The sequence below is a fragment of the Escherichia sp. AM3 genome, from assembly GCF_032029835.1.
GTDB lineage: Bacteria > Pseudomonadota > Gammaproteobacteria > Enterobacterales > Enterobacteriaceae > Escherichia > Escherichia coli.
The window spans coordinates 1-13,728 of the sequence record NZ_JAVUPQ010000088.1; the positions used below are offsets into that span (position 1 = coordinate 1).

Here is a 13,728-nt window from a genome sequence, read left to right on the forward strand (position 1 = left end):
CATAAACGCCTTATCCGACCTACAAAATCACGCTAAATCAGGCTATTGCGCTGTCTGGCGTAGGCCTGATAAGACGCACCAGCGTCGCATCAGGCATCCACACATTGCCGGGTGGATATCCCCGGCAATCTTCAATTATTGATCCGCAGTTTTATCAAATTTACCCAGCACTTCACGCTCATAAGCCAGCGCCTTTTTGCGGTCAAATTTGTGTTCCCACTTGGCAATCACCAGCACCGCCAGCGCATTACCCACAACGTTCAGCGCAGTACGCGCCATGTCGAGGATACGGTCAACACCGGCAATAAACGCCAGACCTTCCAGCGGAATACCTACGCTACCCAGCGTTGCCAGCAACACCACAAACGACACTCCCGGCACGCCAGCAATCCCTTTCGAGGTCACCATCAGCGTCAGCACCAGAATGATTTCCTGCCAGATGGACAGGTCAATGCCATACAGCTGAGCGATGAAAATAGCGGCAATACTTTGATACAGCGTCGAACCATCAAGGTTAAAAGAGTAACCGGTCGGCACCACGAAGCTGGTGATCGACGCCGGTGCTCCGTAGGCTTCCATCTTCTCAATAATTCGCGGCAGTACGCTTTCAGAGCTGGCAGTGGAGTACGCCAGAATCAGCTCATCTTTCAGAATACGAATCAGGATCCAGACGCTTAACCCGCACAGGCGCGCCACAATTCCCAGCACTACCAGCGCGAAGAACAGAATGGCGAAATGCACCAGCAGCACCAGTTTCGCCAGTGGCCACAGAGAAGAGAAACCAAAGTTAGCCACCGTCACCGCAATCAGCGCAAACACACCCACCGGTGCATAACGCATCACCATGTGAGTCACTTTAAACATGGTTTCAGAGATGGAGCGGAACACGGTCACCAGCGGTTCACGATGCGTCGCGGGCAGGGAGGAAAGCCCCAGACCAAACAGCACCGAGAAGAAGATGATCGGCAGCATTTCGCCTTTCGCCATCGACGCCACAATGTTCGTCGGCACCAGCGACAAAATCGTGCCCATAATGCCGTGGGAACTGCTTTGTACCGCTTCCGTAGTGCTCTGATATTTCGAGATATCGACGGTCGCCAGCTGCGACATATCCACCCCGGCACCGGGCTGGAAGACGTTCGCCAGAGTGATCCCCAAAATGATGGCGACGGTGGTGATCACCTCGAAGTAAATAATGGTTTTCGCGCCAATACGCCCGAGCTGTTTGGCATCACCAACACCCGCGATACCCACCACCAGCGTGGAGATCACAATCGGCACAACAATCATTTTGATCAGATGGATGAAGATATCACCCGCCGGAGAGAGCAAATTGACGACCAGCCAGTCGCGGCTGTCGCTATGGTAGTGCAGGTAGCTTCCCAGGAGAATGCCCAGCACCATAGCAAACAGAATCTGCCAGGCCAGGCTGAATTTTATACTTTTCATCAGAATAACTTCCTCAATGGAGCGCCGTTCCCCGTTCAGAAACGCGAGAACGTGACATACTGCCAGGGCATGAATTGTGTTGCGTTGGTTTGTAGATTTTTTTAACGCTTATGATCAGTATCATTTGCGCGGTATGTTGCGCAACCCTTTAACAACAGAGCTTTTCGCTGCATTAATGCATAATAACGCGAGTTTATGGCAGGATTAATGAATAACCATTTGTTATGGAAAGATTTTTATTTGTTTAATCTGCAATAATACTGATTAGTGATTATTTTTGGCATATGTTCATTCGATTATTTTTTATGCAGCTCAATGACATAATCTTCATCACCAGATGATTAATCCGATCTCCGCTGCAACAGTTTCGCCATATTAATCGACTCGACCAGCTGTGTCCGGTTGATCCGGGGTGAGTTGAGATCCATCACTTTTTGCCATAGTTCGATGGCTTGCGCGTAATTCGCCTGCATAAACGCATCGGAAGCCAGCAGCATCAGAGCGGTGATTTCGTTAGAGTCCAGCGCGAGGGCTTTGTCGATCATTGCGCGAGTCTGGGCGGTCATATGCTGGCTGGCCTGGTAATAAAGCACCGTCGCCAGCGCCGCATACAGTTCAGCGTTCTCACCATGTAGTTGCAACGCCTGACGATACGCCAGCAGCGAATTGCTGTAATCGTTTTGCCACAGATAGTACTCGCCCAGTAACGCCCACTGTTCGCTGTTTTGTGGATTAGCGCGGATTTTATCCTGTAATGCCTGAAGCTGCGCTTCCGGGGTTTGCTGGCTGGCAAACTGATGTAGCGGATCGCGCTGACGCTGATACTCCGCACGTACCGCCTGCCATTTTGGGCTTAACAGATAACTGCCGACACAGAGAAATACCATCAATATTGTGAGTGTTGTCAGCATTTTCACCGGTATTTTGGGCTGTTTCATCGCTTCGCCCTCACTCGCCAGAGGATCAGTGCCATCAGTAGTAACAACACCACTGGCAGCGCCCATAACACCAGCGTCTGACCCGTTAACGGTGGGTTATAGCGAACAAAATCTCCGTAGCGTTCGGTCATCCAGCCAATGATTTCGACTTCGTTCTTCCCCTCCGCCACCATGCTGTAAACCTGATGGCGCATACTGACTGCCACCGGCGCATTGGATTCCAGTAAGTTTTGATTCTGGCACTGCGGACAACGTAACTGGCTGGCAATATTTAACGCCTGTTCCTGTTGTTGCGGATTAGCGAATTGCCAGGTGTCTACAACCTGAGCGCGCGCAAAACAGGTAAATAACAGCAGTAGCGTGAGAAGTCCTTTACTCATCGCGCTTCCTCCCCCGCCATCCGCTTAATAATGCGCCTGCAATCATCAACAATCCTCCCCCCCAGATCCAGCGCACACCGCTTTGTACATACAAACGAAAAGCGTAACGATCCAGCCCAGTTTTCTCCCCCATGACCGCATACCAGTCATGGATGCCGTTCCAGCGAATTGACGGTTCCATCATTTGCTGACGACGAGCTTCGTAAAAACGCCGCTCCGGCGTTAATTCACCAATGCGTTGCTGATGGTCAAACAGCGCCACTATCGCTTTTTCGCTGGTGTAATTGCCTTTGGCTTGCAGATCGAGGCGCTCAAAACGGAAGGTGTATCCTGCCAGCGTCACCGGCTGACCCGGCTGTAAATTCAGGCTGATTTCCTGACGGCTGACGCTGGAAACCACGACCCCAGCGGCAAATAACAGCACGCCCGCATGAGCTACCAGCGCCGGAAGCTGCGCGCGTTTGCCAGAGACAAACGTCGCCAGCACAATCACCACCAGCATCAACAGACCAAACGGTAACGTCGCGCGGTTAAAATAAGGTGCGCCAACGGAGAGGCGTCCCCAGCCCAGCAGGCCGTAAATCATCGGATAAAGCGTTCCCACCAGCACGATCAGTAGCACTGCGCAAAACAGCAACAGCGTAGCGAGGATTAACATTTCCCGCGATAACCCCGAAAAACGCACCGCCGGGCCACCGTCCCGCTCTCGCCAGCCATACAGAGCCAGAGACGCAAGGCTAATCAGTGCAAACAGGCTGAACAACGGCACGGCGCGGACGTTATCCAGCGCGAACGCATGAACCGAAACCAGAATGCCAGAACGGACAATTAAGGTGCCCAGCAGCGACAGCATCAGAGTAACTATCGCCAGCAGCAGCGACCAGTGGCGGAAAATCCCCCGCTGACGTGTCAGAGATAAACTGTGCAGCAGCGCAGTGGCAGAAAGCCAGGGTAATAAAGAGGCGTTTTCCACCGGATCCCAGAACCACCAGCCGCCCCAGCCCAGTTCGCAATAGGCCCACCAGGAACCGAGAATGATCCCCGCCGTTAATGCGCTCCAGCCAGGTAGTGCCCAGCGCCAGCAAATTCGGGCGCAGGCACCATCAAACTCGCTGCGCAGTAAACTCGCCAGCGCCACGCTCGCCGCCACCATCAAACCGCCATACCCGAGATAAAGCAGCGGTGGATGAAAGATAAGACCGGGATGTTGCAGCATCGGATTGAGATCGCGGCCTTCGATTGCTGGTGGAAATATCCGCACGAAGGGATCGGACCACAGCACCACAAACAGTAGCAGTGCGGCGAGCATGAGAGATAAAACGGCTAGCGTCAGCGGAAATAGCGGATCGGTTTGCTGCCGATAATGCCAGGCAAACAGCGCGCTCCAGGCGGAAAGCAGCAGCACCCAAAGCAGCAGCGAACCTTCATGGCCGCCCCACACCGCTGCCAGCTTGAGTTCCCACGACAGCAGGCTGTAGCTATGTTGCGCGACATAAATGACCGAGAAATCGCTGATGAGAAAACAATACGTCAGTACGCCAAAGGCGAGCAGCAGGAGCGCGAACTGCGCCAGAATGCCGATGCAAGTGAGTCGCATCATGGCAGGCCAGCGCAACCGCACTCCCGCAAAGGCCGTCAACGGGGTCAACACGTTGACCCCGAGACTTAACAACAACGCCAGAAAACCGACTTCAGGAAGGAATACGTCCAGAAACCACCTCTTTTCTGGCTTACGCCACCGTCAACTGTCCGGCGTAGAGAATGAAAAAGCGCAGCATCAACACGCCGACCAGACTGGCCCCACACGCCGCCAGCACGGCAGGAATGCCGGAACTGCGATTGACCCACGGTTTGAGCAACATTGGCACAATCAGCCCCAGCCCGGCGACACCAAGCCAGAACCACCACGTCCAGAAACCGCCACCTAATGCCGCCACCAGCGCACGAACTTTACCGTCATCGCCCAGCGCCAGACCGACAAAAAACGCCACCAGCAGGAAGATTTCACCCCATACCACAGGGATTTCCATACGGTGTACAAACTGCGCTTCCGTGGAATGCGGGTTACTGCGTTGGCGTATCGCCATGGCGATCAGCGCCACCGCCGCACCGGACGAGATGCCGGAGAAGAGGAACAGCACCGGCAGGATCGGGTTATTGAGGAACGGATACGATTTCAGCGCCGACAGCAGAAAGCCGGTATAAGCCCCCAACAACACCGCCAGCACCAGCATCAATGTTTCCAGTCCGCGATGAACGGGCGTCAGCAGGCTCAGAACCTTTTGCACGATCCCCAGCTTCGGCAACCAGCGTTGTTGCAGGGCAAGCAAATCATGTTCAAAGATTTTCGCCAGCCACAGCACCAGCACCACCATGTAGAGCTGAAACAGCATCACCCCCATCGACATCACCGAGGTAAAACTGTAGTGGAACATCAGCTTCCAGAAGGTCCACGGTCTTGTCAGGTGGAAGACGAGGATCAACAGACCGAGGATCACCGCGCCCGGCCCGACAATCAGCGTGGTGCGCAGCAACGTACTGTCTGCACCGCCCGCCTGCGGGTAGAAGCGACGTAACAGCACGGCCAGCGTCACCAGACCAGCAGAAATACCAATCAAAAACAGGTAGATGGCAATCGGCCAGTCCCACACCAGCGATTCAAAATGAAATGCGGAAGTCTGCGTCATTGGCTCACCTCCCCGTATTTAAACGGTACGCGGTACAGCTTCGGTTTGGTTCCCAGCGCCAGCTTGTAGCGGTAAGTGGGCTTCTGGCGCAGCAGTTGCGAAATCTCACTGTTGGGATCGTCCAGATTGCCAAACGTCAGCGCCTTGGTCGGGCAAGCTTCAACGCACGCGGGCAACTTACCGGCCTGCAAATTGGTCTTACGGCAGAAATCGCATTTGTCCGCCGTCTTCGTGACCGGATGGATAAAGCGCACGCGGTACGGACAGGCGGCGATGCAGTACTGACAACCGACGCAGAGATCCGGATTAACATCGACAATCCCACTGGCAGCATCGCGAAAAGACGCACCGGTCGGGCAGACGTCAACGCACGGCGCATGATCGCAGTGCTGGCAAGACTTACGGAAGAAGCGATATTTCACATCAGGAAATTCGCCCTGCGGCTCGCTACGAATAATCGTCAGGCGCGAGACGCCTTCCGGCACCTTGTTCACTTCCCGACAAGCATCCATACAGGCGGTACAGCCGATGCATAACGACTCGTCATGCACCATGCCGTAACGCACCCCATTGATATTCAACGTTTTCGCCACCACGCGCCCTGCGGTGCCGCTGACGGCTGCCAGCACGCCGACGCCGGTGAGAAACTGGCGACGAGACCAGGTCATGGCTGCTCCTTAAGCAACGGAACAGACGCCGGGTTAAAGTTCGGATTGGTGCGCTGATCGCTGTGGCAATCGACGCAAATCTTAATCCGCCCTTTGTCACTTAACGTCTGCATCGTATCTTGCTGTGGATGCAGGGAATGGCAGCTGGCGCACGCCACTTTGGTTACGTGGACATCGTGCGGCCAGAACGCTTTTTGCAACTGTTCCGGCAGATGACAGGACATACAGACGCTGTTCTGCTCTCCAACCTTGTACATCGGCTCGTTAAAGCGCATCACATCTTTCCCCCCTTCGCGGTGTTGCGGTGATGGCTGGCCGTGACAGTTGGTGCAGGTGACCGGCAGTTTGTTATTCGGGTTGATAACGGAAGCATGTTTTCCATGCATACCTTCGGTATCTGGTTTATGACAGTCCAGACAGGCGGCATCCGGGTTACGCTGCTGGGTAACTTCGTAGCGATCATCAGATGCCTGCGCCGCAGGGGTAGCGGTAATTCCGTTCAGGCTCCACAACAGGCCCGACGCCAGCACCCCGGCAGTTAATAACGAACGTAATACGCTCATATTCACTCCATTGTGTTTTCCGCCCCTTGCGAGGCGGAACGGGGTTATTGGCTTAACAGACCGTTTTTACGTGCCTGTTCTTCCCACTGCGGGATCACCGTTTTGATGAAGTCCTGCTTCTCGGCCTTGATTTGTTCCATGTTCAGGCCAATGGCCTGCTGGGCTTTCTCTTTGGTTGAGATATCCGGGATCTGGATTTCATGGGTGATGCCTTTGGTCGCCAGCAGGCGCGCCAGTTTGGTGCGTGCATCCGCCGCTTTATCCATCGCCGTACCGAGCATCCGTAAACCTTCTTCCGGTGCGTGCATATGAATGCCGTGGGAAGCGATCGCCAGATCCCAGCGCCACTGGGCATGACGGATATCGTCCTGAATTGGCTTCATTTCAGCTTCCGTCGCGCCTGCATCCAGCGCTGCTTTCGCTTCGAAGTGAGCGTGAACCAGTTGATCTTCAACCTTGATTTTCAGGTCGTTAATCGACTGCTTACGTTCCGCGACCACTTTTTGCAAGGCAGCTTTGTCCTGGGTATGGCAGTTCGCACAAGTCTGGGCGAAGTTATCAAACGGATTACCAATTTTATGGTCGGTGTAGAGTTTGCCTTCGGCGTTCTGCACTTTTGGCATATGGCAGTCGATACAGGTCACGTTGTTTTTACCGTGAATGCCCGCTGTCCAGGTTTCATATTCCGGGTGCTGCGCTTTCAGCATTGGCGTTTTCGACAGGGAGTTAGTCCAGTCAGAGAAGGCAATTTTGTCGTAATACTGCTCCATATTTTCGACTTTCATGCCGTCATCCCACGGGAATTTAACCGCTTTGTTTTTGCCGTCGAAGTAATACTCCACATGGCACTGACCGCAAACCATCGATTGCTGGTCGAAACGTCCGGCTTTCTCAAAAGGTTTACCAATGGCTTCCATCGCGCGAGCCGCATACGGACGGGAAAGGGTTAACTCCGGTTTGCCTTTGGCGAACTCTGGAGAGGCGGTGTTATGGCAATCGGCACAACCTAAGTTGTTGACGATTTCCGGACCGCCGCGCGCCCATTTACCGTGGAAGTAGCCATCTTCGCCGTCTTTCTGGATCAGACGCGCCACATCCGGGCTTTTACAACTCCAGCATGCCATCGGTAGCGGACCATCTTCAGCGTTTTTCGGCGCACCGGTACGCAGGGTTTCACGCACATCGGTCACAGCAAAAGCATGTCCACGCGGCTTGTTGTAATCGCGCGAGAAGGGATACCCCGCCCACAGGATCACCAGCCGTGGATCTTCCGCCAGGGCGTCAACACGCTCTGACTGTTCCGAGGTGGCTTTCCAGGAGAGATATTGATCGGGATGCTGCGGGGCAAAGGTTTCATTCTTCGCTTCCACAGTTACAGGTTTTGCGGGAGCAGCCGTTTGTTCAGCGTGAACAGAAGTGAAAAAGAAAAAAGGAATCAATAAGCTGAAGATACGGCGTGCGTTTATTTTTATCCTTGTCATAGGGGCTTCATCCGAATTGCGCCATTGTTGCAATGGCGGTTTTTATTGTTTTTCACGACAGTAACCGCACCTACACTGTCATGACATTGCTCGCCCCTATGTGTAACAAATAACCACACTGTGAATGTTGTCTTTAATCAATTGTAAGTGCATGCAAAATACCACTTTAGAGTTAGTCAGTATCTTCCTCTTTTTCAACAGCATGCATAACTGCATGTTCCTCAAAGAATTAATCAACTTTTGTTGCTGACCTTCAAAAATTACCCTGCCGTTTATTTGCACAATTCTACTTTTGCGTGATCTGTCGCCCAAATACTAAACAAAACTGCCAATACCCCTACATTTAACGCTTATGCCACATATTATTAACATTCTACAAGGAGAACAAAAGCATGAGCCAAATTCACAAACACACCATTCCTGCCAACATCGCAGACCGTTGCCTGATAAACCCTCAGCAGTACGAGGCGATGTATCAACAATCTATTAACGTACCTGATACCTTCTGGGGCGAACAGGGAAAAATTCTTGACTGGATCAAACCTTACCAGAAGGTGAAAAACACCTCCTTTGCCCCCGGTAATGTGTCCATTAAATGGTACGAGGACGGCACGCTGAATCTGGCGGCAAACTGCCTTGACCGCCATCTGCAAGAAAACGGCGATCGTACCGCCATCATCTGGGAAGGCGACGACGCCAGCCAGAGCAAACATATCAGCTATAAAGAGCTGCACCGCGACGTCTGCCGCTTCGCCAATACCCTGCTCGAGCTGGGCATTAAAAAAGGTGATGTGGTGGCGATTTATATGCCGATGGTGCCGGAAGCCGCGGTTGCGATGCTGGCCTGCGCCCGCATTGGCGCGGTGCATTCGGTGATTTTCGGCGGCTTCTCGCCGGAAGCCGTTGCCGGGCGCATTATTGATTCCAACTCACGACTGGTGATCACTTCCGACGAAGGTGTGCGTGCCGGGCGCAGTATTCCGCTGAAGAAAAACGTTGATGACGCGCTGAAAAACCCGAACGTCACCAGCGTAGAGCATGTGGTGGTACTGAAGCGTACTGGCGGGAAAATTGACTGGCAGGAAGGGCGCGACCTGTGGTGGCACGACCTGGTTGAGCAAGCGAGCGATCAGCACCAGGCGGAAGAGATGAACGCCGAAGATCCGCTGTTTATTCTCTACACCTCCGGTTCTACCGGTAAGCCAAAAGGTGTGCTGCATACTACCGGCGGTTATCTGGTGTACGCGGCGCTGACCTTTAAATATGTCTTTGATTATCATCCGGGTGATATCTACTGGTGCACCGCCGATGTGGGCTGGGTGACCGGACACAGTTACTTGCTGTACGGCCCGCTGGCCTGCGGTGCGACCACGCTGATGTTTGAAGGCGTACCGAACTGGCCGACGCCTGCCCGTATGGCGCAGGTGGTGGACAAGCATCAGGTCAATATTCTCTATACCGCGCCCACGGCGATTCGCGCGCTGATGGCGGAAGGGGATAAAGCGATTGAAGGCACCGACCGATCGTCGCTGCGCATTCTCGGTTCCGTGGGCGAGCCAATCAACCCGGAAGCGTGGGAGTGGTACTGGAAAAAAATCGGCAACGAGAAATGTCCGGTGGTCGATACCTGGTGGCAGACCGAAACTGGCGGTTTCATGATCACGCCGCTGCCTGGCGCTACCGAGCTGAAAGCCGGTTCGGCAACACGTCCGTTCTTCGGCGTGCAACCGGCGCTGGTCGATAACGAAGGTAACCCGCTGGAAGGCGCTACCGAAGGCAGCCTGGTGATCACCGACTCCTGGCCGGGTCAGGCGCGTACGCTGTTTGGCGATCACGAACGTTTTGAACAGACCTACTTCTCCACCTTCAAAAATATGTATTTCAGCGGCGACGGCGCGCGTCGCGATGAAGATGGCTATTACTGGATAACCGGGCGTGTGGACGATGTGCTGAACGTCTCCGGTCACCGTCTGGGAACGGCGGAGATTGAGTCGGCGCTGGTGGCGCATCCGAAGATTGCCGAAGCCGCCGTAGTAGGTATTCCGCACAATATTAAAGGTCAGGCGATCTACGCCTACGTCACGCTTAATCACGGGGAGGAACCGTCACCAGAACTGTACGCAGAAGTCCGCAACTGGGTGCGTAAAGAGATTGGCCCGCTGGCGACGCCAGACGTGCTGCACTGGACCGACTCCCTGCCTAAAACCCGCTCCGGCAAAATTATGCGCCGTATTCTGCGCAAAATTGCGGCGGGCGATACCAGCAACCTGGGCGATACCTCGACGCTTGCCGATCCTGGCGTAGTCGAGAAGCTGCTTGAAGAGAAGCAGGCTATCGCGATGCCATCGTAACCCACAATTGCCGGATGCGAGTCGGTAACGGTTTGTAGGCCTGATAAGACGCGACAGCGTCGCATCAGGCATTGATTGCCGGATGCGGCGTATAACGCCTTATCCGGCCTACATTCGGCAAGGGTTACCCGAGCGTTAACCTTCTCCCATAAGGGAGCGGGAATTAAAACAATCCCTACATTACCTCTGGAGAATCTGTGATGAATGGTACGATTTATCAGCGGATAGAAGACAATGCGCATTTCAGGGAGTTAGTCGAAAAACGGCAACGGTTTGCCACCATCCTGTCGATTATTATGCTGGCAGTTTATATCGGCTTTATTTTACTGATCGCCTTCGCGCCCGGCTGGCTGGGCACCCCGCTGAATCCGAACACCAGCGTCACACGCGGTATTCCGATTGGTGTTGGAGTGATTGTGATCTCCTTTGTTCTCACCGGTATCTACATCTGGCGGGCGAACGGCGAATTCGACCGTCTTAATAACGAAGTCCTGCATGAGGTACAAGCATCATGAAAAGAGTTCTGACGGCGCTTGCCGCCACACTCCCTTTCGCAGCTAACGCCGCGGATGCTATTAGCGGGGCCGTAGAGCGCCAGCCAACGAACTGGCAGGCGATTATTATGTTCCTGATTTTCGTCGTGTTTACGCTCGGCATTACTTACTGGGCATCAAAACGCGTACGTTCTCGTAGCGACTACTACACGGCAGGCGGCAATATCACAGGCTTCCAGAACGGGCTGGCGATTGCCGGTGACTATATGTCCGCCGCCTCATTTTTGGGGATCTCCGCACTGGTGTTTACCTCCGGCTATGACGGCTTAATTTACTCGCTGGGCTTCCTGGTGGGCTGGCCGATCATTTTGTTCCTGATTGCCGAACGTCTGCGTAACCTGGGACGCTACACCTTTGCCGATGTAGCCTCTTACCGCCTGAAACAAGGGCCGATTCGTATTCTTTCGGCCTGTGGTTCTCTGGTGGTGGTGGCGCTTTACCTTATCGCTCAGATGGTAGGCGCAGGTAAACTGATCGAGCTGCTGTTTGGCCTTAACTATCATATTGCGGTGGTGCTGGTCGGCGTGCTGATGATGATGTATGTCCTGTTCGGCGGCATGCTGGCGACCACCTGGGTGCAAATTATTAAAGCCGTGCTGTTACTGTTCGGTGCCAGCTTTATGGCCTTTATGGTGATGAAACACGTTGGCTTTAGCTTCAACAATCTGTTCAGCGAAGCGATGGCGGTACACCCGAAAGGGGTCGACATCATGAAGCCGGGCGGGCTGGTGAAAGATCCGATCTCCGCGCTCTCTCTGGGTCTGGGACTGATGTTTGGTACGGCGGGCTTGCCGCACATTCTGATGCGCTTCTTTACAGTCAGCGATGCCCGCGAAGCACGTAAGAGCGTGTTCTACGCCACCGGGTTTATGGGCTACTTCTATATTCTGACCTTTATTATCGGCTTCGGCGCGATCATGCTGGTTGGTGCGAATCCGGAATATAAAGACGCGGCGGGCCATCTGATTGGTGGTAACAACATGGCGGCCGTTCACCTGGCGAATGCAGTGGGCGGCAACCTGTTCCTCGGTTTTATTTCAGCGGTTGCTTTCGCCACTATCCTCGCGGTGGTTGCGGGTCTGACGCTGGCGGGCGCATCCGCGGTTTCGCATGACTTGTACGCTAACGTCTTCAAAAAAGGCGCGACCGAACGTGAAGAGCTGCGGGTATCAAAAATCACCGTACTGATCCTCGGCGTGATTGCGATTATCCTCGGCGTGCTGTTTGAGAATCAGAACATCGCCTTTATGGTGGGGCTGGCGTTTGCCATCGCGGCGAGCTGTAACTTCCCGATCATTCTGCTTTCTATGTACTGGTCGAAACTGACCACGCGTGGCGCGATGATGGGTGGCTGGCTGGGGCTGATTACCGCAGTAGTACTGATGATCCTCGGCCCGACGATTTGGGTACAGATCCTTGGTCACGAAAAAGCCATCTTCCCGTATGAATACCCGGCGCTGTTCTCTATCACCGTGGCATTCCTCGGCATCTGGTTCTTCTCGGCAACCGATAACTCAGCGGAAGGGGCGCGCGAGCGTGAACTGTTCCGCGCGCAGTTTATCCGCTCCCAGACCGGCTTTGGCGTTGAGCAAGGCCGCGCACATTAATCTCTCCCCTTCCCCGGCCGCCTGACCGGGGAATACTCTTCCTCTCCAGCATGCATCACCTTTTCCCAAAATATTAAACAAATAAACTCATTAAAAAATGAGCGATTTTTGACAGTCGTAGAAAATGATAATGCAGAGAATATGCCTTTTCTTTCTTGTTAATTATAAGGATATTTTATGTGCTACAATGGTTTAAATAATATGTTTTTCCCTCTTTGCCAGATTAACGATAACCACTCTGTCACAAGTCCATCACATACAAAGAAAACAAAATCAGATAATTACAGAAAACATCATAAAAGCACGTTAATTGACAATAAAGCCCTCTCTCTTTTCAAGATGGATGATCATGAAAAAGTGATAGGCTTGATTCAGAAAATGAAAAGAATTTATGATAGTTTACCATCAGGAAAAATCACGAAGGAAACGGACAGGAAAATACATAAACATTTTATAGATATAGCTTTATATGCAAATAATAAATGTGACGATAGAATTACGAGAAGAGTTTACCTTAGTAAAGAAAAGGAAGTATCCATTAAGGTGGTATATTATTATAAATAATGTCGCCGTCCATAATAATACTATCGAAATTCCACAGACAGTAAATGGTGGTTACGATTTTTCACACCTTAGCCTGAAAGGTATCGTGATTAAAGATGAAGATTTATCCAATTCGAATTTTGCAGGTTGCAGACTACAAAACGCTATTTTCCAGGACTGTAATATGTATAAAACGAATTTTTATTACGCCATAATGGAAAAAATACTTTTTGATAATTGTATTCTCGATGACTCAAATTTCGCTCAGATAAAAATGGCCGACGGAACTCTAAATGCATGCTCCGCTATGCATGTTCAATTCTACAATGCAGCAATGAATAGAGCCAATATTAAAAATACCTTTCTTGACTATTCAAATTTTTATATGGCGTACATGGCTGAGGTAAATCTTTATAAAGTAATAGCGCCATAGGTGATGCTGCCAACTTACTGATTTAGTGTATGATGGTGTTTTTGAGGTGCTCCAGTGGCTTCTGTTTCTATCAG

The 13,728-nt window shown here is 52.5% G+C and carries 11 protein-coding genes and 1 pseudogene; 4 read left to right on the plus strand and 8 right to left on the minus strand.

The window, feature by feature from the left end:
- Positions 1 to 135: 135 nt before the first annotated feature.
- The 8 genes from gltP to nrfA all read right to left on the minus strand — a co-directional run bounded on the left by gltP (position 136) and on the right by nrfA (position 8,166).
- Complete coding sequence (gene gltP, locus RTW80_RS20840; protein ID WP_000835799.1) at positions 136 to 1,449, minus strand: glutamate/aspartate:proton symporter GltP; 1,314 nt, start codon at positions 1,447 to 1,449, stop codon at positions 136 to 138.
- A 341-nt stretch (positions 1,450 to 1,790) separates the two neighbouring features.
- Positions 1,791 to 2,387, minus strand: coding sequence for a heme lyase NrfEFG subunit NrfG (gene nrfG / locus RTW80_RS20845; RefSeq protein WP_000812892.1), 597 nt, complete (start codon positions 2,385 to 2,387; stop codon positions 1,791 to 1,793).
- On the minus strand, positions 2,384 to 2,767 hold the full coding sequence (nrfF, locus tag RTW80_RS20850; RefSeq protein WP_000033487.1) for a heme lyase NrfEFG subunit NrfF: 384 nt from the start codon (positions 2,765 to 2,767) through the stop codon (positions 2,384 to 2,386). The genes nrfG and nrfF overlap by 4 nt, the downstream gene beginning before the upstream one ends.
- Positions 2,760 to 4,478 (minus strand): heme lyase CcmF/NrfE family subunit, encoded by a 1,719-nt coding sequence (locus tag RTW80_RS20855; protein WP_072002502.1) that lies wholly within the window; start codon positions 4,476 to 4,478, stop codon positions 2,760 to 2,762. Before RTW80_RS20855 ends, nrfF begins: the two co-directional genes overlap by 8 nt.
- Before the next feature lie 19 nt (positions 4,479 to 4,497).
- Positions 4,498 to 5,454 carry a cytochrome c nitrite reductase subunit NrfD gene (gene nrfD, locus RTW80_RS20860; RefSeq protein WP_000195171.1) on the minus strand — a complete coding sequence of 319 codons (957 nt, stop codon included), beginning with the start codon at positions 5,452 to 5,454 and terminating at the stop codon, positions 4,498 to 4,500.
- Entirely contained in the window at positions 5,451 to 6,122 is a 672-nt protein-coding gene (gene nrfC, locus RTW80_RS20865) for a cytochrome c nitrite reductase Fe-S protein (RefSeq protein WP_000220281.1), read from the minus strand. The genes nrfD and nrfC overlap by 4 nt, the downstream gene beginning before the upstream one ends.
- Entirely contained in the window at positions 6,119 to 6,685 is a 567-nt protein-coding gene (nrfB, locus tag RTW80_RS20870; RefSeq protein ID WP_001479703.1) for a cytochrome c nitrite reductase pentaheme subunit, read from the minus strand. The genes nrfC and nrfB overlap by 4 nt, the downstream gene beginning before the upstream one ends.
- Before the next feature lie 44 nt (positions 6,686 to 6,729).
- The gene (gene nrfA / locus RTW80_RS20875) at positions 6,730 to 8,166 is read right to left on the minus strand and encodes an ammonia-forming nitrite reductase cytochrome c552 subunit (RefSeq protein ID WP_000196875.1); all 1,437 of its coding nucleotides are present in this window, start codon (positions 8,164 to 8,166) and stop codon (positions 6,730 to 6,732) included.
- A gap of 392 nt (positions 8,167 to 8,558) precedes the next feature.
- Between nrfA and acs the strand changes: the two genes are divergently transcribed.
- The 4 genes and pseudogenes from acs to RTW80_RS20895 all read left to right on the plus strand — a co-directional run.
- Positions 8,559 to 10,517 carry an acetate--CoA ligase gene (gene acs / locus RTW80_RS20880; RefSeq protein WP_000078239.1) on the plus strand — a complete coding sequence of 653 codons (1,959 nt, stop codon included), beginning with the start codon at positions 8,559 to 8,561 and terminating at the stop codon, positions 10,515 to 10,517.
- A gap of 200 nt (positions 10,518 to 10,717) precedes the next feature.
- Positions 10,718 to 11,032: a DUF485 domain-containing protein gene (locus tag RTW80_RS20885; RefSeq protein WP_001014565.1), complete on the plus strand. Its 315-nt coding sequence runs from the start codon at positions 10,718 to 10,720 to the stop codon at positions 11,030 to 11,032.
- Positions 11,029 to 12,678, plus strand: coding sequence for a cation/acetate symporter ActP (gene actP, locus RTW80_RS20890; protein ID WP_000832573.1), 1,650 nt, complete (start codon positions 11,029 to 11,031; stop codon positions 12,676 to 12,678). Before RTW80_RS20885 ends, actP begins: the two co-directional genes overlap by 4 nt.
- 177 nt (positions 12,679 to 12,855) lie before the next feature.
- A pseudogene (locus RTW80_RS20895) lies at positions 12,856 to 13,651 on the plus strand (pentapeptide repeat-containing protein); the annotation flags it as partial.
- Positions 13,652 to 13,728 lie beyond the last annotated feature (77 nt).